This window comes from Pseudomonas sp. Hp2, from assembly GCF_006386585.1.
Lineage (GTDB): Bacteria > Pseudomonadota > Gammaproteobacteria > Xanthomonadales > Xanthomonadaceae > Pseudomonas_S > Pseudomonas_S boreopolis.
The window spans coordinates 439,209-460,338 of sequence record NZ_VAHJ01000001.1 but is presented as its reverse complement, the minus strand read 5'-3'; the positions used below and the strand labels follow the sequence as shown (position 1 = coordinate 460,338).

Annotated in this window: 15 protein-coding genes; 12 read left to right on the top strand and 3 right to left on the bottom strand. The window is 69.2% G+C overall.

Annotation, left to right across the window (positions count from 1 at the left end; all coding sequences use genetic code 11):
• Positions 1–113: 113 nt before the first annotated feature.
• The 8 genes from FD678_RS01895 to rlmH all read left to right on the top strand — a co-directional run bounded on the left by FD678_RS01895 (position 114) and on the right by rlmH (position 8,303).
• On the top strand, positions 114–725 hold the full coding sequence (locus FD678_RS01895; protein WP_218569434.1) for a DUF998 domain-containing protein: 612 nt from the start codon (positions 114–116) through the stop codon (positions 723–725).
• Between the two features lie 99 nt (positions 726–824).
• Positions 825–3,467, top strand: coding sequence for a leucine--tRNA ligase (leuS, locus tag FD678_RS01890; RefSeq protein ID WP_140718907.1), 2,643 nt, complete (start codon positions 825–827; stop codon positions 3,465–3,467).
• A gap of 401 nt (positions 3,468–3,868) precedes the next feature.
• On the top strand, positions 3,869–4,444 hold the full coding sequence (locus tag FD678_RS01885; protein WP_140718906.1) for an LPS-assembly lipoprotein LptE: 576 nt from the start codon (positions 3,869–3,871) through the stop codon (positions 4,442–4,444).
• 40 nt (positions 4,445–4,484) lie between these two features.
• Complete coding sequence (gene holA / locus FD678_RS01880; protein ID WP_140718905.1) at positions 4,485–5,516, top strand: DNA polymerase III subunit delta; 1,032 nt, start codon at positions 4,485–4,487, stop codon at positions 5,514–5,516.
• Positions 5,513–6,187 (top strand): nicotinate-nucleotide adenylyltransferase, encoded by a 675-nt coding sequence (gene nadD, locus FD678_RS01875; protein ID WP_140718904.1) that lies wholly within the window; start codon positions 5,513–5,515, stop codon positions 6,185–6,187. The genes holA and nadD overlap by 4 nt, the downstream gene beginning before the upstream one ends.
• A 111-nt stretch (positions 6,188–6,298) precedes the next feature.
• Entirely contained in the window at positions 6,299–6,652 is a 354-nt protein-coding gene (gene rsfS / locus FD678_RS01870) for a ribosome silencing factor (protein ID WP_256661860.1), read from the top strand.
• Positions 6,653–6,688: 36 nt separating this feature from the next.
• Positions 6,689–7,810 carry a J domain-containing protein gene (locus FD678_RS01865; RefSeq protein WP_140718902.1) on the top strand — a complete coding sequence of 374 codons (1,122 nt, stop codon included), beginning with the start codon at positions 6,689–6,691 and terminating at the stop codon, positions 7,808–7,810.
• A gap of 22 nt (positions 7,811–7,832) precedes the next feature.
• A complete protein-coding gene (rlmH, locus tag FD678_RS01860; RefSeq protein WP_140718901.1) occupies positions 7,833–8,303 on the top strand; it encodes a 23S rRNA (pseudouridine(1915)-N(3))-methyltransferase RlmH in 471 nt (156 codons plus the stop codon).
• A 199-nt stretch (positions 8,304–8,502) separates the two neighbouring features.
• On the opposite strand, the gene FD678_RS01855 is transcribed toward rlmH, so the two are convergent.
• The 3 genes from FD678_RS01855 to FD678_RS01845 all read right to left on the bottom strand — a co-directional run bounded on the left by FD678_RS01855 (position 8,503) and on the right by FD678_RS01845 (position 13,124).
• Positions 8,503–9,162, bottom strand: coding sequence for an energy transducer TonB (locus FD678_RS01855; protein ID WP_140718900.1), 660 nt, complete (start codon positions 9,160–9,162; stop codon positions 8,503–8,505).
• A gap of 236 nt (positions 9,163–9,398) precedes the next feature.
• Positions 9,399–12,134 carry a TonB-dependent receptor gene (locus FD678_RS01850; RefSeq protein WP_218569433.1) on the bottom strand — a complete coding sequence of 912 codons (2,736 nt, stop codon included), beginning with the start codon at positions 12,132–12,134 and terminating at the stop codon, positions 9,399–9,401.
• A gap of 252 nt (positions 12,135–12,386) precedes the next feature.
• Positions 12,387–13,124 (bottom strand): SIMPL domain-containing protein, encoded by a 738-nt coding sequence (locus FD678_RS01845; RefSeq protein ID WP_140718898.1) that lies wholly within the window; start codon positions 13,122–13,124, stop codon positions 12,387–12,389.
• A 251-nt stretch (positions 13,125–13,375) separates the two neighbouring features.
• Here FD678_RS01845 and FD678_RS01840 point away from each other — a divergent pair, with 251 nt between their 5' ends.
• The 4 genes from FD678_RS01840 (at position 13,376) to tldD (ending at position 21,087) form a co-directional block, all read left to right on the top strand.
• A complete protein-coding gene (locus FD678_RS01840; protein WP_140718897.1) occupies positions 13,376–13,948 on the top strand; it encodes a Maf-like protein in 573 nt (190 codons plus the stop codon).
• On the top strand, positions 13,949–15,448 hold the full coding sequence (gene rng / locus FD678_RS01835) for a ribonuclease G (protein WP_140718896.1): 1,500 nt from the start codon (positions 13,949–13,951) through the stop codon (positions 15,446–15,448).
• Between the two features lie 143 nt (positions 15,449–15,591).
• Positions 15,592–19,476, top strand: a complete 3,885-nt coding sequence (locus FD678_RS01830) for a YhdP family protein (RefSeq protein ID WP_140718895.1) — start codon at positions 15,592–15,594, stop codon at positions 19,474–19,476.
• 165 nt (positions 19,477–19,641) lie between these two features.
• Complete coding sequence (gene tldD / locus FD678_RS01825; RefSeq protein ID WP_140718894.1) at positions 19,642–21,087, top strand: metalloprotease TldD; 1,446 nt, start codon at positions 19,642–19,644, stop codon at positions 21,085–21,087.
• Positions 21,088–21,130 lie beyond the last annotated feature (43 nt).

The following is a 21,130-nucleotide window of genomic DNA, read 5'->3' as shown; positions in this document are numbered from 1 at the left end:
CACGAGCGACGCCCGGATTCACGCGATCCGTCGCAGCGGCGAGAATGGTCGCCTGGGCCGACGCGACATGCACCGCATCGGGTGGTGCAAGTGGCGGCCCCGGGAGATGCCGAGTGTCGAATGTCGTGAAGTGGGGGCGCTGGGCCGCGGCCCTGGTGCCGGTGAGCCTGGTCGTGGCGGTCGCCGGATTCGGTGCCGCGTTGCCCGGCTATTCGCAATGGCGGCATCCGGTCGCGCTGCTGGGCGCCACCGGCATTCCCCATGCTTCGGCTTTCTGCGTGCTGGGCTTCGTGCTGCCTGGCCTGCTGGCGTTCGCGGCGGTGCCGGGCCTGTTGGCGGGCAGCCGCGACAAGCTGCAACGCATCGGCCTGCAACTGACGATGCTGTCGGGCATCGCCTTCTGCGGACTGGGCCTGTTCCCGCTGGATCCTACCGACCTGGACAGCCGCTCCAGCCAGTTCCATGCCACCGCCTGGCTGCTGTGGGCGCTGGCGTTCGTCCCGGGCGCCGGGATGCTGGGCCTGTGGCTGCGGCAGCAGCCCGGCGGCCGGCTGCCGGGCGCGCTCTGCCTGGCAGCGGCCGCGGCGTTGGCGCTGTTGTCGTTCCTGCCACCCGGCCCCTGGCTGCCGGCCCCGCTGGCGCAGCGCCTGGCATTCCTGGCCTGGGCGCTGTGGTGGCCGCTGGCCAGCTGGACTTGGCCGCGGGCACGGGGCACCGCCCTGTAACAAGGGGAGCGGCGTTCCCCGGTGCCGCCGGGTGGAGCGGCCTGCTGCGCTGCGGTACCCTTTGCGGCTTTGCGCCGTCCCGCGTCCCGACCGCCTTCCATGTCCTCCGCCGAAACCACCGCCTACGACCCGCAGCAGGTCGAATCCTCCGCCCAGTCGTTCTGGGAGTCCACCAAGGCCTTCGAGGTCAAGGAGGATTCGGACAAGCCCAAGTACTACTGCCTGTCGATGCTGCCGTACCCGTCCGGCGCGCTGCACATGGGCCACGTGCGCAACTACACCATCGGCGACGTGATCAGCCGCTACAAGCGCATGACCGGGCACAACGTGCTGCAGCCGATGGGCTGGGACGCGTTCGGCCTGCCGGCCGAGAACGCCGCGATCAAGAACCGGACCGCGCCGGCGGCATGGACCTACAAGAACATCGACCACATGCGCAGCCAGCTCAAGTCGCTGGGCTACGCCATCGACTGGTCGCGCGAGTTCGCCACCTGCCGCCCCGAGTACTACGTGCACGAACAGCGCATGTTCACCCGGTTGATGCGCAAGGGCCTGGCCTACCGGCGCAACGCGGTGGTGAACTGGGACCCGGTCGACCAGACCGTGCTGGCCAACGAGCAGGTCATCGACGGCCGCGGCTGGCGCTCGGGCGCGCTGGTGGAAAAGCGCGAGATCCCGCAGTGGTTCCTGCGCATCACCGACTATGCCCAGGAACTGCTGGACGGCCTGGACCAGCTGGAAGGCTGGCCGGAATCGGTCAAGACCATGCAGCGCAACTGGATCGGCCGCTCCGAGGGCCTGGAGATCCAGTTCGACGTGCTCGACGCCCGGGGCCAGCCGCTGGACCCGCTGCGCGTGTTCACCACGCGCCCGGACACGCTGATGGGCGTGACCTTCGTGTCCATCGCCGGCGAGCACCCGCTGGCGCTGAAGGCGGCTGCGGGCAATCCTGCGCTGGCCGCGTTCCTGGACGAGCTGAAGAAGGGCGGCGTCTCCGAGGCCGAGCTGGAAACCCAGGAAAAGCGCGGCATGGACACCGGCCTGAAGGCGGTGCACCCGGTCACCGGGGAGCAGGTGCCGATCTGGGTCGCCAATTTCGTGCTGATGGGCTACGGCACCGGTGCGGTCATGGCCGTGCCGGGCCATGACGAGCGCGACCACGCCTTCGCCAACAAGTACGCGCTGCCGATCCGCCAGGTCATCGCGCTCAAGGATGCCCGCAACGACGACGAGCGCACCTGGGAGCCGACCCGCTGGCGCGACTGGTACGGCGACAAGACCCGCGACATCGAACTGATCAATTCCGCCGAGTTCGACGGCCTGGACTACCAGGGCGCGTTCGAGGCCCTGGCCGAGCGCTTCGAGCGCCAGGGCCGCGGCCAGCGCCGGGTCAACTACCGCCTGCGCGACTGGGGCGTGAGCCGCCAGCGCTACTGGGGCTGCCCGATCCCGGTGATCTACTGCGATAGCTGCGGCGCCGTGCCGGTGCCGGAGGACCAGCTGCCGGTGGTGCTGCCGGAGAACGTGGAGTTCAGCGGCACCGGCTCGCCGATCAAGGCCGACCCGGAATGGCGCAAGACCACCTGCCCGGAATGCGGCAAGCCGGCCGAGCGCGAGACCGACACCTTCGATACCTTCATGGAGTCGAGCTGGTACTACGCGCGCTACACCTCGCCGGGCGCCAAGGACATGGTCGACAAGCGCGGCAACTACTGGCTGCCGGTGGACCAGTACATCGGCGGCATCGAGCACGCGATCCTGCACCTGATGTACTTCCGCTTCTACCACAAGCTGATGCGCGACGCGCGGCTGGTGGACAGCGACGAGCCGGCCACCAACCTGCTGACCCAGGGCATGGTGATCGCCGAGACCTTCTATCGCCAGAACGACGATGGGTCCAAGGACTGGATCAACCCGGCCGACGTGGAGGTGCAGCGCGACGACAAGGCGCGCGTGGTCGGCGCGATCCTCAAGTCCGATGGCCAGCCGGTGCTGATCGGCGGCACCGAGAAGATGTCCAAGTCGAAGAACAACGGCGTGGACCCGCAGGCGATGGTCGACAAGTACGGCGCCGACACGGTGCGCCTGTTCTCGATGTTCGCCGCGCCGCCGGAGCAGTCGCTGGAGTGGAACGAGGCCGGCGTGGACGGCATGGCGCGCTTCCTGCGCCGGTTGTGGGCGCAGGTGCACAGGCACGTCGCCGACGGCGCGGCCCCGGCGCTGGACGCCTCGGCGCTGGACGCCGGGCAGAAGGCGATGCGCCGCAAGACCCACGAGACCATCGGCAAGGTCGGCGACGACTATGGCCGCCGCTACAGCTTCAACACCGCGATCGCCGCGGTGATGGAGCTGTCCAATGCCCTGGCCAAGTTCGAGGACGCCAGCGCGCAGGGCCGCGCCGTGCGCCAGGAAGCGCTGGAAGCGATGGTGCTGCTGCTCAACCCGATCACCCCGCATGCCAGCCATGCCTTGTGGCAGGCCCTGGGCCATGCCGAAGCGTTGCTGGAGGACGTGCCGTTCCCGGCGGTGGACGAGTCCGCCCTGGTGCGCGACGCGCTGACCCTGGCGGTGCAGGTCAACGGCAAGCTGCGCGGGACCATCGACGTGCCGGCCGATGCGCCGAAGGACCAGATCGAGGCGCTGGCGAAGGCCGAGCCGAACGCCGCCAAGTTCCTGGAAGGCCTGACGATCCGCAAGGTGATCATCGTGCCGGGCAAGATCGTCAACATCGTTGCGGCATAGCCGCAGCGATGTTCATGCCGTCGGATGGAGCCTGACGGCTGCGCCATGCACTTCCATCCCCATCCGTGCTACGCGCGGATAGCCCCAACTTGGAGGCGTACCGGCTTCGTCGCGCATTTCCTGGCCGTCGTCCTCGCGCGAGCGGGGACCCAACGGCTTCCGCATGCTGCCTATCCTAGGAGCGGCGGCAGCCGCGAAAGGGCTTTCATGCGAGGCCCCGGCGCAGATGCTTTCCCGAATCCCGAATCCCGGCTTTTCGCGGCTCAAGCTCCACCTGCGCCCCGCCGCATGCGTTGCCGTGCGGGCGGAAACCTTGTCTCAAGCGGCGTTCACGCGGTTTCGGGCAGGCTGTGGCGCTGTTTCCAGTTGCCGCTTCCGGCCCGCTCATCCAGACTGTGCCCATGATCCGATCCTTCATCGTCCTCGTCCTGGTCGCCGGGCTGACCGCCTGCGGTTTCCATCTGCGCAGCAGGTTGGCCCTGCCGCCCGACGTGCCGGCGGTGAAGGTGACTTCGGTGGCGCCCTACAGCGAACTGGTCAAGCTGCTCAAGCGCAGCCTGACCGCCTCCGGCGCGACCATCGCCGACGAGGACGCCAAGACCGGCTTCGCCCAGCTGAACGTGCTGTCCGAGCGCTGGGGCGACCTGCCGATCGCGATCGATGCCGAGGGCCGCGCCCAGGAGTACAGCCTGCGCTATGCCGCGATCTTCACCCTGCTGGCGCCGGACGGCTCGGTGATCGTGCCGCAGCAGGTGATCGAGATGTCGCGCGACTACGTGTCGCCGCCGACCGACGCCACCGGTACCGCGACCGAGCGCGAGATCCTGGCCGACGAGCTGCGCCGCGACATGTCCGCCTCGATCCTGCGCCGCATCGACAGCGTGGTGCGCGCCCGCACCAAGAACGGGTTGCCGCTGAGCTCCGGCGCCGCCCCAGCCGGCGGATCCGGCACGACCCCGGCCGAGCCGGCCAAGTGAGCGCGCGCCAGCCGATGCTGGCGCATTCAGCCGAAACTCCATGGAACTGCGTCCGGAACAGCTAGCCAATCCGTCGGGCTCGCAGCCGTTGCAACCCGTCTATCTCGTGGCCGGGCCCGAGACCCTGCGCGTGCTCGAAGCGGCCGATGCGATCCGCGCGCGCGCGCGCGCCGAGGGGATCGGCGAACGCGAGGTGTTCGACGCCGAAGGCCGCGACTTCGACTGGAACCAGCTCGATTCCTGCTTCAACGCGCCCAGCCTGTTCAGTGCGCGCAGGCTGGTCGAACTGCGCCTGCCCAGCGGCAAGCCGGGCAAGGAGGGCGCCGAGGTCATCGCCAACTTCTGCGCCAATCCTCCGCCCGACGTGGTGCTGCTGATCACCGCCAACGAGTGGAGCAAGGCGCACCACGGCAAGTGGGCGGACGCCATCGCGCGCATCGGCACGATCGCGGTCGCGTGGGCGATCAAGCCGCACGAGCTTTCCGACTGGATCGAGCGCCGCCTGCGCAGCAAGGGCTTGCGCGCCGATGCCGAGGCCGTGCAACGGTTGAGCGAGCGCGTGGAAGGAAATCTGCTTGCCGCCGCGCAGGAGATCGACAAGCTGGCGTTGCTGGCGCAGGGCGAGACGCTCGACGCCGCGGCGATGGAGTCGCTGGTCGCCGACGCGGCGCGCTACGACGTATTCCGGCTCGCCGAGACGATGTTGTCCGGCCAGCCGAACGCGGTGATCCGCATGCTGGTGGGCCTGCGCGCCGAGGGCGAGGCCGCCGCCGCGCTGATGCCGATCCTGATCAAGGAATTGATGCGCACGGCGGCCCTGGCCAAGGTGCAGGCGCGCGGCGGCAACCTGGCCGCCGAAATGAAGGGGCAGGGTATCTGGGAGTCGCGCCAGGCTCCGTTCAAGCGGGCGCTGCAGCGCCATGCCGATCCCCGGCGCTGGGAGCGCTTCGTCGCCGAGGCCGGCAAGGTGGACCGGATCGCCAAGGGACGCGGCGATGGCGACGTGTGGGTCGCGCTGGAACGCCTGCTGGTGGCCGTGGCCGAGGCGCGCGCGGTGCGGTTGCTGGCATGAAGGCCGGCCCCGAACTCCACCTCTACTACGGCGGCACGTTCGACCCGGTCCATCAAGGGCACCTGGCCATTGCGCGCGCCGCGCGCGACGAACTCGGCGTGCCCGTGAACGTGGTTCCCGCGGCCGACCCGCCGCATCGCGCGCCGCCCGGGGCCGATGCCGCGCAGCGCGCGCGCATGCTGGAACTCGCCCTGGCCGGCGAGCACGGGCTGATCCTCGACCGGCGCGAGCTCGAACGGGCGGCGCGGACGGATCGTCCCTCCTATACGGTGGACACGCTGGCGGAACTGCGGGCCGAACTGGGCCCCCGGGTCCCGATCGCCTGGTTGCTCGGGGCCGACAGCCTGGTATCCCTGGCCGACTGGTACCGCTGGCAGGAGCTGTCGGGCCTGGCGCACCTGGTCGTGGCCGAGCGTCCAGGCGCCTCGCTGGAAACCCAGATGCCGGACGCCGTGCGCGCCCACCTGGATGGCTGCTGGGCCGAGGACGCGGCGGAACTGTCGAGCCTGCCTGCCGGCCGGGCCTGGCGACTGCGCCAGCCGCTGCACCCCGGATCGGCCAGCGAGGTCCGCGACCGCATCGCCTCCGGCGAGCCCTGGCGCGATCTGGTGCCGGCCCCGGTCGCACGCTACATCGACGACCACCGGCTGTACCGTGGCGCCGGTGCCTGAACGCGGCAGGGCGGCCAGTTGCCTATAATTCGCTCCATCCCATCGAGTCATTCGCCTTTGACCAGTCAAGCCCAAGTCATCAAGACCTCCCTTCCCAACCCGCCGCCGCCGCTGCCGGTGCTGCTGGCCACCGTCCGCGACGCCGTCGAGGAGCTCAAGGCCAAGGACGTGGTGGAGATCGACGTGCGCGGCAAGTCCAGCGTCGCCGACTACCTGGTGATCGCTTCGGGCACCTCCACCCGCCACGTCAAGGCGATCGCCGACGAGGTGGTGAAGTTCGCCAAGAAGCTCGACGTGATGCCGCTGGGCGTGGAAGGCGAGCGCGAGGCCGAATGGGTGCTGGTCGATCTGGGCGACGTGATCGTCCACGTGATGCTGCCGCGCGTGCGCGAGTTCTATGCGCTGGAACGGCTGTGGACGGTCGGCGACCAGCCGCCGTCGGACGAGGACGGCGCCGACGATTGATCGTCGCGTCGTTGTCCAGGCGTGGCGGAGTAGGAAATGACCGGAGCCACCCCAAAGAAATCATCGATCCAGGTACGGCTCGCCGAAGGGAGCGACAGCTACGCGACCTCCGCGGCGCGCAGGCGCTTCGATGGATTGGTGAGCCGGCTGGAGAGCTGCCGGGCCTCGTTGCAGGCCTGGAACGAAGCGCTGCCGCGTTGGCGCGAGCGCTATCACGAGCAGCTCGAACCCTTGTTCCGGCAACGCGACGACCTCGATTGCGAAAAGCTGGATCTGCTCGATCGGGCCCACGCCACCTACAAGCTCGGCAAGACCGACCGTGGCTTCCTGTCCGAATTGATCTGCGCGCTGGCCGGCCCGTTGATCGAACAGGGGCACGCGCGCCTCAAGCCGTTGTACGACCGCCACAGCGCGGTCGGTTACGACGAGAGGGGCGAGGCATCCAGGCAACTGGCCAAGGAACTGCTGGGGGCGCATCTTGGCCTCTCTCCCGACGAACTGGATGAACTCGCTTCGGCCGAGGGGCTGTTCGAGAAGCTGCGCGAGCGCGAGCGGGCCCAGCAGGCGCACGCGCGGGAGCGCCAGGAGCGCGCCCGGGCGCGCAAGGCGCGGAGCAAGGGCAAGCCGGATCCGGCCGAGCCACCGAACCTGCCGCCGGCGCGGGAGCTTTATCGGAAGCTGGCGACGGCGCTGCACCCGGATCGCGAAGCCGATCCGTCCGAACGTGCGCGCAAGACCGAGCTGATGCAGCGCCTCAACCAGGCCTACAAGGCCGGAAACCTGCTGGCGCTGATCGAATTGCAACTGGAGATCGGCCAGTTGCTGCCGGAACAGTTGCGCCGGATGGACGATGCGCGGATATGCGACTACAACCGGGAACTGGATCGCCAGTTGAAGGAAATCGAATCCGAGTTGTTGCAGGTGGAGGAAGGATTCCGCGCCGAGTACGGCCTGACGGGCGGCCGCCGGCTGGACCCTGCCAAGCTCAATGCGTTGATGGCCGGGATCAAGCGCGACCTGGGCGAGGATATCCTCGACACCGAGGCCGAACTCCGGGCATTGCAGACGCAAGCCGAATTCAAGCGCTGGCTCAAAGGCCAGCGCGAGCGGGCCGAATGGGACGCGCAGGCCTTCGGCGGCCTGGGCTCGCCATCGTGATGGGCCGGGAGCATCCGCACGCATGAAAGCCCGGTTGATCGCCACCGGCGAACGCGCGCCCTCATGGGTGGCGCAGGGATTCTCCGAGTACCAGAAGCGGCTCTCGCACTGGCTGCCGCTGGAACTGGTCGAGATCGAACCGGGCCTGCGCGGCAAGGGCCGCGATCCGCAACGGGCGATCGAGGACGAGGGGCGCCGGGTACTGGCGGCGTTGCCGAAGAACCCGCACGTGGTCGCGCTGGATGTGCCGGGACGGCAGCTCAGCTCGGAGCAGCTGGCGCAGCGCCTGGAACATTGGCGTGGGCAGGGGCGCGACCTGGCGTTCCTGATCGGCGGTCCCGAAGGCCATGCCCCTGAAGTCAAGGCCGCCGCCGCCGAACTGTGGTCGCTGGGGCCATTGACCTTGCCGCACATGCTGGTGCGCCTGGTGGTCGCCGAGCAGTTGTACCGGGCCGCGGCGATGCTGGCCAACCACCCGTACCACCGGGGGTGAAGCCCCGGTGGTACGGGTGATGCTAGGGGCATCCTATCCCCGCGCCTTGGGCGCGCCCCCTTAGCAAAGGGGGATCCACACCATGAAGAGGGCCGGGGTTTTGTAGGAGCGGCTTCAGCCGCGATGGGACTTTCCCGGGAAAGCTTCATCGCGGCTGAAGCCGCTCCCACGGTTTGTGGATGTCTGAAGCAAGAACGTTCTAGTCCAGCGAGAACGCGATCGGCACCAGGCCGTAGGCCTGCGAGGCATGCCCATCTTGCATGGCCGGTTTGAAACGCCACTGCTTCAGCACCTGGTTGCGCGCGGCCTGGTCGAGCACGCGGTGGCCGCTGCTGGATTCGATCGTCACTTGCAGCGGTTTGCCATCCACGTCCACGAGCACGCGCAGCATGACCGTGCCGGTCAACCGGTCCTGGAGCGCGGCACGCGGATAGGGCGGTGGCGGAGCGGCCAAGTACTGCAATTGGATGCCCGGGACCGGCGGGGCGAGGGCGGTGGGCGCCGTTGTCTCGGCGATTGGCGCTGCATCGGCTTCCAAGGTCGCCACGTCCGGGACGGGCGCATCCATCGTCGGTTGCACCGAGGGGATGTCGAGGGCAACCGGCTGCGTGCGGGGCGCGGGAGCGGTGCGGGGCTGCTCGGGTTGCACCTGCCGCGGCGGCGGAGGTGGCGTCGGAACGAGCTCGGGAAGCTGCCAGCGTACCTGGATGCGTTCCGGCGGCGCGGCGGCAGGGTGGTAGGACAGCGGGGCGAGGAGCAGCGCGAGCGCCAGCACGTGCAAGGCGATGGCGGCACTGAAGGCGAGGACGCGGGAGGGATCGATGCCGGGAAAGCGCGGCTCGGAGTGCGTGCGAACCATGATTCCACCTCCTGGAAGGACCTGCGGAAAGGAAGCAGCGGTATCGCCCTGCGGATCCTGCAGGGCGGTTCCATCATGGTGCGCGGCCAGGGCCGATGGGCAGGGGCGTGTCCATCGTCGTTTGGTTGGCGTTGGGGATCGATTGCCAGGATCTGGACCTGGAGCGGCCAGTTGACCGTTCGCGGCCATTGCCAAAAAAGCGGCGCCGGGCAACGATGGCCCGGCGCCGCACGTCTTCAGTTGAAGGTGTACTTCGCTCCCAGGGTGAAATAGCGGCCGATCGCGCCGCTGTAATGCAGCGGGTTGTAGTTGACCGCGCCGTAGGTGACCGGATCTAGCGGGGCGACACGGTCGAACACGTTCTGCACCGAACCGAAGAGCTCGAATGCATCGGTGATCTTCCAGTTCGCCGACAGGTCGAACGTCGTGAACGAACCGAGCTTGCATCCGCTTGGCGCGGGGACGCCGTCGGTGTAGTACCACAGGCACGCATCTTCCTTGTCGTCGCCACGCTGCTGGATGTTGTCCATGCTGGAGATGTAGTTGACGATGCCGCTCACCGACCAGGCGTTGTAGTTCCAAGTCGCGCCGAAGTTGATGCGGTCCTTGGGCGTGCCGATGCAGTTGGTCACGTTGCAGTCGCCGTGGGTGCCGGCGAAATCCACGGTAGCGTCGCCTTCGGTGCGCTCGAACTTGCGGATGTGGCTCCATTGCAGGTCCAGGCGCAGGTCGCCATAGGCCCCGAGAGGGATGTCCTGGCGGATGTCGGTATCGATGCCTTCGACCTTGGACGAATTGGCGTTCACGTAGGCGGTATTGATCGCCAGGATGCTGCCGCTGCCCGGGACGCCGTTGATCAGGTCGGTGTCGCGCAGCACGTTGCCGGCTGCGATCGCCTCCGCGGTGCTGCTCTGGGCGATCTCGTCGGTGCGCTTGATGCGCCAGGCGTCCACCGTCACCGATGTGGTGCGGGTGGGTTGCAGCACGATGCCGATCGAATAGCTCTTGGACTCTTCCGGCTTCAGGTCCGGGTTCGGCCGGGTGATGATCGCCACGGGTTGCGCACCGCACTCGCTCGGGTCGAGCGCGCAACGTACCGGGTCGCGTGCATTGGAGAAGGCAGCCAGTCCGCCGTCGCCGTTCTCGGCCGGGTTCGGTGCGCGGAAGCCCTCGGCATAGGTGCCACGCAAGGCGAACCAGTCCACCGGGTTCCACTTGAAGCCGACCTTTGGCTTGGTGGCGCTGTCGCCGCTTTCGTACTTGTCATAGCGCACGGCGCCATTGAGCTCCAGCGATTCGAGAACGGGCGCCGACAATTCGGCATAGGCGGCATAGACGTTCTGGGTGCCGTCGTAGGCCGAGTAGCCCAGGCCGATGATGTCGCCCTGGTCGGTATAGGTCTGGGGAGTCAGCGAATTGGATGTGCGCCGCCACTCGGTGCCTAGTGCCAGACCGAGCGGGCCGCCCTTCAGGTCGACCAGCGAGCGGCTGACCTTGAAGTCGAACATGTCCAGGCTCGACTTGGCGTTGGCATGGATGGTCGGCGAGATGTAGTCGTACAGGCTTTGCGGATTGCTTTCCGAGCCCTGGCCGATGTTCCAGGTGCCATAGGGGCAGGCGTCGTTGCCGAGCACGCATTGCACTGCACTGTAGCGCAGGAAACCGTGGCGGGTATTGACCAGGTCGGTGGACGAGTGCAGGTAGGCGGTGTCGTAGTCCCAGTCGCCCCAACTGCCCTTGATCCCGGCAAGGAATCGGATGAACTCGTTGTCGTTCTCGGTGATGCGCGAACCGACGTCGCCGGCGTTGTAGCGCACGCGCACCGCCTGGCCAGGATAGGGGTTGTCGGGATGGTTCGGGCCCAACACCACTGCGCCGTCGCCGCTATTGGCATTGACCGGCCCGCCCGGGTAACCCCATCCGCCGGAAATGTTGGAGGGCGTGTTGCGGAACGTGGTCTCCTTCTTCGAGTAGCCCATCTCGACGTAGGCCTCGGCGCCGCTTTCGAAGGCGAAGGTCGCGCGAGCGAAGATGTTGGCGTACTTCTCCTCGGGCACCATGTCACGCCATTTGCCCATGTCCCACAGGCAGCCGCCGCCCGGGTCCTGGGGCGAAACGCTCGAGAGCTGGTCGCAGCCTGGCAGCGACACCAGCAATTCAGTGGTCGGGTCGAATACGCTGCCGGCCTGGGAGTTGCCGCCGCTGGCGCCGCCATTGGTGATGGATCCGCCGAGGAACTGGTTGTTCTCCACGGAATAGCCCCAGCGCCGGATGTCGCCCGTGCCGATCCACTTGCGGTCCTTGCGATCGGAAATCCTCACCGCGTCGCTCTTGCCCACGTCGAGGCTGAAGAACGCGTTCCAGCCATCCTCGGACAGGCTGCCGGTACCGGCGGTCAGCGTGGCCTTCTTCTGGTCGCCGTCGCTGTCGCCGGATAGTCCGTACGAGCCCCGCAGGATCGCGCCGTTGAAATCGGTGCGCAGGATGATGTTGACCACGCCGGCGATGGCATCGGAACCGTAGATCGCCGAGGCGCCGTCCTTCAGCACTTCCACGCGCTCGACCGCGTCGAGCGGGATGGTGCTCAGGTCGGTGAACACCTTCTGGCCGTCGTCGGCCAGGCCGTAGGTGGCCATGCGGCGGCCGTTGAGCAGCACCAGCGTGGAGCCGGCGCCCAGTCCGCGCAGCGAAATGCCGGCACCGCCGCCGGCGAAGCCGTTGCCGAAGGTCTTGGGAATCGAACCGGCACCGTCCACGGTGAGGGTCTGCAGGAATTCGGCGACGGAAGTCTTGCCGGTGCGGTCGATATCCTGGCGGCTGACGATCTGCACAGGAGAGGGCGTCTCGGTATTCGTGCGCGGGATGTTGGAGCCGGTCACGGTGATCCGGTCCAGCGTGGTGGCCTGTCCTTGGTCTTGCGCAAAGGCCGGCGCGGCCAGAGCGACTCCGGCGGTGGCGGCGATGGGAAGCAATGCAAGGAACAACGGGGAGCGTCGAAGCGCAGGCCTGGGATGACGGTATTTCACGGTTCTCTCCTGACAGTGAATGCCTGACGCGGTGTCGGGATGACACCGACAGGGCGCAATCTAGGTTTCTCTTTTGTGAGAGAGTCGTGAAATATTGCTTAATGCGACATCCGCGGCGGTCTGTGTGACTTCTCCCGTCCAATGTGTCGCCAGGAACACATGGGGGCGCCCTGTCCCGGCAGGGCGCCCCCGGACGGATTACTTGCCCAGTTCGAACGTCACGTCCAGGTTGACCGACAGGCTGGTTTCGCCGGGGGACACCGGCGGGGCGGCGGCATCGGCCGCCATCGCCTGCATCCGCATCATCGGCATCGGGCGCACGCCGCCGCCGCGACCCTCGGAGATGCTGACGATGCGGCGCACCCGCAGGCCGAGCGACTTGGCATAGGTCTCGGCGCGCGCCTGGGCCTGCTTCAGGGCGGCGATGCGGGCCTCGTCGTAGACCGGCTCCGGCTTGTCGATCTCGAAGCTGGGGCCGTTGATCTGGTTGGCGCCCTGCGCGGCCAGCACTTCCAGCACCTTGCCCAGGCGGGTCAGGTCGCGGACCTTGAGGTTGACGGTGTTGCTGGCCTGGTAGCCGGTGATGCGCGGGTTCTCGCCTTCCTTGTAGGTGTACTGGGGATAGAGCGTGATGCCGCTGGTCTGCACGTCCTTCTCGGCGATGCCGGCGCCGCGGATCGCCTGCATGACCTTTTCCATCTGCTGGGCGTTCTGGCGCATCGCGGCGTCGCCGTCGGGCGCCTGGGTCACGACGCCGGCCGAAAGCGAGGCCACGTCCGGCACGCGCTTGGCCTCGGCCTCGGAGGCGATGTTCAGCAGGGTGCCGTCGGCCGGGATGGCATAGGGGGCCACGGTCTGGGCATGGGCGGTCATGGCAACTCCGGTGGCGAGGCTCAGGGCGAGCAGGAGCGGGGTCGAACGAAGGGTGGTGCGCATAGACGTCTCCTTGGTTAGCGCGTGTCATGGATTCCGGGACGGGACGCGTGGGCCTTCAGCGGCGCCGGTTCCGTGCCGCAGACGGTCCACCCTGCGGGACATGCTTCCCCAGGCCGCTTCGCGTCCGCCCCAACTCCATGACGCTCATATGCGGGCAGTGAGCGTGGCGGCAGGCGGATGAACCGGCTGTGAGCCGCGCCGGGCCAAGCATGCGCCATCCGGCGCGCGACGGCTCCGGTTATGCTTGCCGGATGCTCTATCTCGCTTCGCGCTCTCCCCGACGAAAAGAACTGCTGGCGCGCCTGGGCGTCGCGTTCGAGACCATGGACCTGGACGTGCCGGAGGTGCGCGGCGAGGGCGAGCCGCCGGCCGGCTACGTGCGCCGCGTGGCGCTGGAAAAGGCCCGGGCGGGATTGGCCCAGGTGGGCGGGCGCGACCCGCAGGCGGTCGTGCTCGGGTCGGATACCGAGGTGGTGCTGGGCGACAGGGTGTTCGGCAAGCCGGTGGACCGGGCCGACGCGATCGCCATGCTGCAGGCCCTGTCCGGCCGCACCCACGAGGTGATCACGGCGGTCGCGCTGGTCGCCGGGCAGCGCGAGCCTGCCCTGGCCGAGGTGGTCTCGCGGGTCACCTTCGCAGGGATGACGGCCCGGCAGATCGAGGCTTATGTCGATACCGGCGAGCCGATGGGCAAGGCCGGGGCCTATGCGATCCAGGGCGGCGGCGAGCGCTTCGTGGTCCGGCTCGAGGGCAGCTTTTCCGCGGTGATGGGCCTGCCGCTCCACCATACTTCGCAGCTGCTGGCTGCCTTCGGGGGGCATTGAGTGTCCGAGGAAATCCTGGTCAACGTCACCCCGCGCGAGACCCGCGTGGCGGTGATCGAGAACGGCATGCTGCAGGAGCTGCACATCGAGCGCGGCTGGCGCCGCGGGGTGGTCGGCAACATCTACAAGGGCAAGGTCCAGCGGGTGATGCCGGGCATGCAGGCCACCTTCGTCGAGGTCGGGCTGGAGCGCGCCGCGTTCCTGCACGCCAACGACGTGGTGCGGCCCGCCCCGGCCGCGGCCAGCGTGGTCGACACGGAGGAAACCCCGATGCCGCCCCCGCCGCCGGCCTCCGTGCCGATCGTCGAGCTGCTGCGCGACGGCCAGGACGTGGTGGTGCAGGTGGTCAAGGACCCGATCGGCACCAAGGGCGCGCGCCTGACCACCCAGATCAGCATCCCTTCGCGCTACCTGGTGCTGCTGCCGCAATCCAAGGTGGTGGGCGTATCGGCGCGGATCGAGGACGAGGCCGAGCGCGCGCGCCTGAAGGCCATCGTCACCGAGCTGGCGGCCAGCCATGGCGGCTACGGCTACATCATCCGCACCAATGCCGAGGGCCAGCCGGCCGAGGCGCTGGCCGAGGACATCGCCTACCTGTCGCGGGTCTGGAACGTGGTCGAGCGGCGCGGCCGCGAAGCGCCGCCGTGCAGCATGATCTACGAGGACCTGAGCCTGCCGCTGCGCGCGGTGCGCGACCTGATCCGCAAGGACGTGGACAAGGTCAAGGTGGACTCGCAGGAGACCTTCGCCAAGCTGCAGGCGTTCGTCGCCAAGTACATGCCGGTGCTGGCCGAGCGGATCGAGCTGTACACCGGCGACCGGCCGATCTTCGACCTGTACGGGGTCGAGGACGAGATCGGCCGGGCCCTGGACAAGCAGGTGCCGCTCAAGTCCGGCGGCTACCTGGTGATCGACCAGACCGAGGCGATGACCACGGTGGACGTCAACACCGGCTCGTTCGTCGGCCAGCGCAACCTCGAGGAGACGGTGTTCCGCACCAACCTGGAGGCGGCGCAGGCGGTGGCGCGCCAGCTGCGGCTGCGCAACCTCGGCGGCATCATCATCATCGACTTCATCGACATGGACGATCCCGAGCACCGCCGCCAGGTGCTGCGCACGCTGGAGAAGTCGCTGGCGCGCGATCACGCCAAGACTACCGTCTACGACTTCTCGCCGCTGGGGTTGGTCGAGATGACCCGCAAGCGCACCGTCGAGAGCCTGGAGCGGCAGTTGTCCGAGCCGTGCCCGGAGTGCGCCGGGCGCGGTTCGATCAAGACCGCCGAGACGGTCACCTACGAGATCTTCCGCGAGATCACCCGCCAGGTGCGCCAGTTCGACGCGGCCCGGCTGCTGGTGATCGCCTCGCCCAAGGTGGTGGCGCGGATCACCGACGAGGAGTCGGCGGCCGTGGCCGAGCTGGAGGAGTTCCTCGGCAAGACGATCAGCTTCCAGGCCGACGAGCAGTACCTGCAGGAGCAGTACGACGTGGTGCTGTTGTGAGGCGGGGATCGGGGTTGGGGGATTCGGGATTCGCGACGGCGGTTTTCACGCGGCCCGGGCAAGCTGTGTTGCATCGCGATTCCGGTGCATGCAGGCATGCTTTCTCCCATCCCGGATCCCCCATCCCGAATCCCGGCTCCTAGATGCCCACTCCGCTGCGCCGCCGACTTCGCCTGACCCGCCGCTACGCGATCTACGCCTGTGCGATCGCGGTGGTGGCGCTCGCGCTGGTGGTCGGCGCGGCCAGCCAGTTGCTGCCGCTGGCGGAGCAGCATCCGCAGCGGATTGCCGCCTGGCTGAGCGAACGCGTGGGCAAGCCGGTGCATTTCGACCGGCTCGATACCCGCTGGACCCGGCGCGGCCCGTTGCTGCAGCTGAAGGGGCTGCGGATGGGGGCGGGCGAGGGCGTACGCATCGGCGATGCCGAGGTGCTGGTGGCGATGTACACGGGGCTGTTGCCGGGGCGCTCGTTGACCGAGCTGCGCCTGCGCGGCCCGGTGCTGACCCTGTTGCGCGCCGACGACGGCACCTGGTCGGTGCAGGGATTGCCGAGCGACGGGCGCGGCGATGCGCTGGATTCGCTGCGCCGGCTCGGCGAGCTGCAGATAATCGGGGCGCGGATGCAGGTGCATGCGCCGTCGCTGGGCCTCGACGTGGCGCTGCCGCGGATCGACCTGCGCCTGCGCGTCAACGGCTCGCGCCTGCAGGCCGGCAGCCGCGCCTGGATCGATCCGCAGCGGGCGCCGCTGCAGGCGGTGGTCGACTTCGACCGGAACCGCGGCGACGGCACCGCCTACCTGGAAGCCGAGCCGGCCGACCTCGGGGCGTGGGCGCCGCTGCTGCGCGTGGCCGGGGTGCAGGCGCGCGGGGGGCGCGGCGAACTGCACGTGTGGGCCCAACTGCGCGAGCACCGCATCGCCTCGGTCAGCGTCGATGCCGACCTGCGTTCGCTGCTGCTGGAAGGCGCTCCCCTGCCGGGGCAGCGCAAGCCGCCGGCGCTGGCATGGGAGCGCCTGCAGGCCCGGGCGCGCTGGACGTCCGGGACGGAGGGATGGCGGCTGGACGTGCCGATGCTGCGGGTCAGGAGCGGCGGCAAGGTACAGGCGATGGACGGGGTGGCGCTGGCCGGCGGCAAGCGGTTCGCGGCGGCGGCCGGGGCCGTGGATGCCTCTCCCGCGATCGCCGCGCTGGCCTTGAGCGATCGGCTCGGTCCCCGCCTGCGCCAGTGGCTGGCCGGCGCGCGCCCGCAGCTGCGCCTTTCCGAATTGACGCTATCGGGCACCCAGGGGGGGCCGCTGCGGGCCCAGGGACGGCTGGCCGAGCTGGCGTTCTCGCCGGTGGGCGACGCGCCCGGGTTGAGCGGGCTGCAAGGCCGTTTCGACGGCGACGCGCAGGGCGTGGTGTTGCAGTTCGAGCCGCAGGCGTTGCTGCGTTTCGATTGGCCGACCGGGTTCGGCGTGGTGCACGAACTGCACCTGGCCGGGCGCGTGGTCGGCTGGCGCGAAGGCGAGGGCTGGAAGATCGAGACCCCGGCGCTGCGCGTGCAGGCGCCGGACTATGCGGCCGACGTGCGCGGCGGGATGTGGTTCCAGAACGACGGCAGCCGGCCGCGCATCGACCTGGCCGCCAAGCTGGACGATGCGCCGGTGCCGGTGGCGAAGAAGTTCTGGATCCATTCCAGGATGAGCAAGGCGGCGACCGGCTGGCTGGATGCCGCACTGGCCGGCGGCACGCTCAGCGGCGGCATCGGCCTGGCCAGCGGCGACCTGGACGATTGGCCGTTCGACCAGCACGACGGGCGTTTCGAGGCCACCGGCCACATCCGCGATGGCCAGATCCGGTTCCAGCACGACTGGCCGCCGATGGAGAAACTCGACGGCGACATCGCTTTCATCGCCAACGGTTTCTCCCTGCGCGGCACCGGCGAACTGGCCGGCGTGGCGGTCTCCGGGATCGAAGCGGGCATTCCTGACTTCAAGACCAACGAGCTGTACGTGCGCGCCAGCAGCCGCAGCGACGCGGCGACGATGCTGGAGATGCTGCGCCGCAGCCCGCTGCAGAAGAGCTACGGCGACACCTTGAAGAACCTCAGCGCGTCCGGTCCCGCCACCGCCACGTTCGACATGCTGCTGCCGCTGCGCAACGACAACGGCCAGGGGCACCTGCGCGGCAACGTCGGCCTGGAAGGCATCAAGCTGGGCGACAAGCGCTGGGACCTGGCGTTCGAGGGCGTGCGCGGCAGCGCCGGCTACAGCGACCGCGGCTTCGACGCCGAGAACCTGGCGGTGGTGCATCGCGGTCGCCCGGGCCAGCTCTCGCTGCGCGCGGGCGATGCGGTGAAGGATCCGCAGCAGGCGTTCCAGGCCGATTTCTCCGCCGCGCTCGATGCGAAGGAACTGTTCGATCGCGCGCCGCAGATGGAATGGCTGCACCCCTATGTGCACGGTACCTCGCAGTGGCGGATCGGCGTGGACCTGCCCAAGGTCGAGCCCGGCGCGCCCGAGGAACCGACCCACCTGACCCTGGACTCGGACCTGATCGGCACCACGCTCGACCTGCCCGCGCCCCTGGACAAGCGGCCGGACAAGCCGTTGGCGACCCACGTCGACGTGGCCTTGCCGTTCGGTACCGGCGACGTCGACGTGGCATTCGGCAAGCTCGTGGCATTGAAGGCGTCCAGCCGCGGCGACCAGACCGGCGTGCGGGTGGTGATGGGCAGCGACCGCGTGCAGGAGCGGCCGCCGGCGAAGGGCCTGGTGGTCAATGGGCGCACCCCGTCGCTGGATGCGATGGACTGGATCGCGCTGACCCGGTCGGGGGCTTCCGATCCCAAGCAGGCCGATGCGATGCCGCTGCAGCAGATCGACGTGCAGGCCGACCGGTTGCTGATGCTCGGCGGCGTGTTCCCGAATACGCGGCTGCAGTTGCGCCCGGTCCGCGATGCGGTCGCGGTGACCCTGGACGGACCGTCGCTGGCGGGCCAGATCAACGTGCCCAATGCCGACGGCGCGGTGGTGCGCGGCCAGTTGCAGGCCGTGCACTGGCAGCCGGCGACGCCGGTCGAGCCGGCGCCGGCGCAGCCGCAGGCGACGCCGACCGCGGTGCCCGCGCCGCTCGCCGACAACCTGCCGGAACCGGCACGCAAGGCGGTCGCCGATTTCGACCCGGCCACGATCCCGCCGCTGGCGCTGGACATCGCCGATCTGCAGTTCGGCAAACTGGCGCTGGGCAGCGCCACGCTGCGCACGCGCCGGCTCACCGACGGCATGCAGGTGGACCAGCTGCAGCTGCGTTCGGACAAGCAGAAGATCGCCGTCACCGGCGCCTGGCGCGGCAAGGGCGAGTCGGCGACGACCCGGGTGTCGGCGCGGGCCGACAGCGAGAACCTCGGCCAGCTCATGCAGGCGCTGACCTTCGGCGGCCAGCTGCGCGGAGGCGAGGGCCAGATCGAACTCAACGTGGGCTGGAACGGCGCGCCGACCGCGTTCCAGCTGGCCTCGCTGCAGGGCAACCTCAAGGTCGACGCGCGCAACGGCCAGTTGCTCGAAGTGGAGCCCGGCGCCGGGCGCGTGCTCGGCCTGCTCAGCCTGGCGAAGCTGCCGCGGCGCTTGATGCTCGATTTCCGCGACTTCTTCTCCAAGGGCCTGGCGTTCAACCGGGCCAGCGGCGAGGTGCTGTTCGGCGATGGCCTGGCCAAGGCCGACGGCATCCGCATCGAAGGGCCGGCGGTGGACATCGACATGCGCGGCCAGGCCGACCTGCGCCAGCAGACGTTCGACCAGACGGTCGATGTCTATCCCAAGTCCGGCAACCTGCTGGCGGTGGTCGGCGCGGTCGCCGGCGGACCGGTCGGCGCCGCGGTCGGCGCGGCCGCCAATGCGGTGCTCGGCAAGCCGCTGGGCGAGATCGGCGCGAAGACCTACCACGTGTCGGGGCCGTGGAAGGACCCGAAGGTCGAGGTCGTGGACCGCCAGGAAGCGCGCAAGGACCGCCAGGCCGACCGCGCGGAGAAGGCCCGCCTGGATTGAAGCGCGATGCGCCGGGCGCGCAGGCGCGGGACGCGTGCGCGTTCGGTCCTGGCCCGGTCCTTCGCCGGGGCGTTCTTCTTCATCCGGCTGCCCGCCTTCGCCCGATAGGCAGCCCATATCGGCAGCCGGCTTGTATGCGCCGGCCGCGGGCCCCATCCTGTCCGGATGACCGACAACGCACTCTCCCTGGCCGAATCGCGGCTACTGCTTCCCGCCGGGCTCGACGCCGGCCAACTCGACCGTGCCTTCGGCACCCTGCTCGGGCCGGGCATCGACTTCGGCGACCTGTATTTCCAGCACTCCCGGCGCGAGAGCTGGAGCGTGGAGGACGGCATCGTCAAGGACGGCGCCCATTCGATCGAGCAGGGCGTCGGCGTGCGCGCGATCGCCGGCGAGAAGACCGGCTTCGCCTATTCCGACGACATCCACCGCGATGCCCTGCTGGAGGCGGCGAACTCCGCGCGCGCGATCTCGCGCGAGGGCGGCGCGGCCAGTTCGCGTTCGCTGGTGCGCGGCGATGCGCGCGCGCTGTATCCGGCGGTAGACCCGGTCGATGCGATGGAGAACGCCGCCAAGATCGAGGTGCTGCGCCGGCTCGACAAGTTCCTGCGCGCGGCCGATCCGCGCGTGCAGCAGGTGATGGTGAGCCTGAGCGGCGGCGTGGACACCGTGCTGGTCGCGCGCAGCGACGGCGTGCTCGCCGCCGACGTGCGCCCGCTGGTACGGCTCAACGTGCAGGTGATCGTCGAGCAGGACGGCCGCCGGGAGTCCGGCTATGCCGGCGGCGGCGGTCGCTACGGCTACGAGGAACTGTTCGCCGAAGGCCGTCCGGAAGCGTTCGCGCGCGAGGCGCTGCGGCAGGCGCTGGTCAACCTGGAGGCGATTCCCGCGCCGGCCGGGGTGATGCCGGTGGTGCTGGGCGCGGGCTGGCCGGGCGTGCTGCTGCACGAGGCGGTCGGCCACGGCCTGGAAGGCGACTTCAACCGCAAGGGCACCAGCGTGTACGCCGGCCGCATCGGCCAGCGCGTGGCGTCGCCCGGCGTGACCATCGTCGACGACGGCACGCTCGACGGCCGCCGCGGTTCGCTCAACATCGACGACGAGGGCACGCCGACCCAGTGCACCACGCTGATCGAGGACGGCGTGCTGGTCGGCTACATGCAGGACACGCTCAACGCCCGCCTGATGGGCATGAAGCCCACGGGCAACGGCCGCCGCGAATCGTTCGCGCACCTGACCATGCCGCGCATGACCAATACCTACATGCTGGCCGGCCGGCATACCCAGGAAGAGATGATCCGCTCGGTGAAGAAAGGCCTGTACGCGGTCAACTTCGGCGGCGGGCAGGTCGACATCACCAGCGGCAAGTACGTGTTCTCGGCGACCGAGGCCTACCTGATCGAGGACGGCAGGGTCACCGCGCCGGTGAAGGGCGCCACGCTGATCGGCAACGGCCCGGAGACGATGCAGAAGGTGCGCATGGTCGGCAACGACCTGGCCCTGGACGAGGGCGTGGGCGTATGCGGCAAGGACGGCCAGAGCGTGCCGGTCGGCGTCGGCCAGCCCTCGCTGTTGATCGAGGGACTGACCGTGGGCGGTACGCAGGCGTGAGCGCGCCGGCCGGGACCGGGAGCCCGCGACCGGGGCCCCGGGA

What these genes read in the sequence shown, in the direction of transcription:
- leuS (WP_140718907.1), top strand. Translation starts at nt 825, where the DNA reads ATGTCCTCCGCCGAAACCACCGCCTACGACCCGCAGCAGGTCGAATCC.
- nadD (WP_140718904.1), top strand. Translation starts at nt 5,513, where the DNA reads ATGAAGGCCGGCCCCGAACTCCACCTCTACTACGGCGGCACGTTCGAC.
- FD678_RS01840 (WP_140718897.1), top strand. Translation starts at nt 13,376, where the DNA reads ATGCTCTATCTCGCTTCGCGCTCTCCCCGACGAAAAGAACTGCTGGCG.
- FD678_RS01845 (WP_140718898.1), bottom strand. Translation starts at nt 13,124, where the DNA reads ATGCGCACCACCCTTCGTTCGACCCCGCTCCTGCTCGCCCTGAGCCTC.
- FD678_RS01830 (WP_140718895.1), top strand. Translation starts at nt 15,592, where the DNA reads ATGCCCACTCCGCTGCGCCGCCGACTTCGCCTGACCCGCCGCTACGCG.
- holA (WP_140718905.1), top strand. Translation starts at nt 4,485, where the DNA reads ATGGAACTGCGTCCGGAACAGCTAGCCAATCCGTCGGGCTCGCAGCCG.
- FD678_RS01855 (WP_140718900.1), bottom strand. Translation starts at nt 9,162, where the DNA reads ATGGTTCGCACGCACTCCGAGCCGCGCTTTCCCGGCATCGATCCCTCC.
- tldD (WP_140718894.1), top strand. Translation starts at nt 19,642, where the DNA reads ATGACCGACAACGCACTCTCCCTGGCCGAATCGCGGCTACTGCTTCCC.
- rlmH (WP_140718901.1), top strand. Translation starts at nt 7,833, where the DNA reads ATGAAAGCCCGGTTGATCGCCACCGGCGAACGCGCGCCCTCATGGGTG.
- FD678_RS01885 (WP_140718906.1), top strand. Translation starts at nt 3,869, where the DNA reads ATGATCCGATCCTTCATCGTCCTCGTCCTGGTCGCCGGGCTGACCGCC.
- FD678_RS01865 (WP_140718902.1), top strand. Translation starts at nt 6,689, where the DNA reads ATGACCGGAGCCACCCCAAAGAAATCATCGATCCAGGTACGGCTCGCC.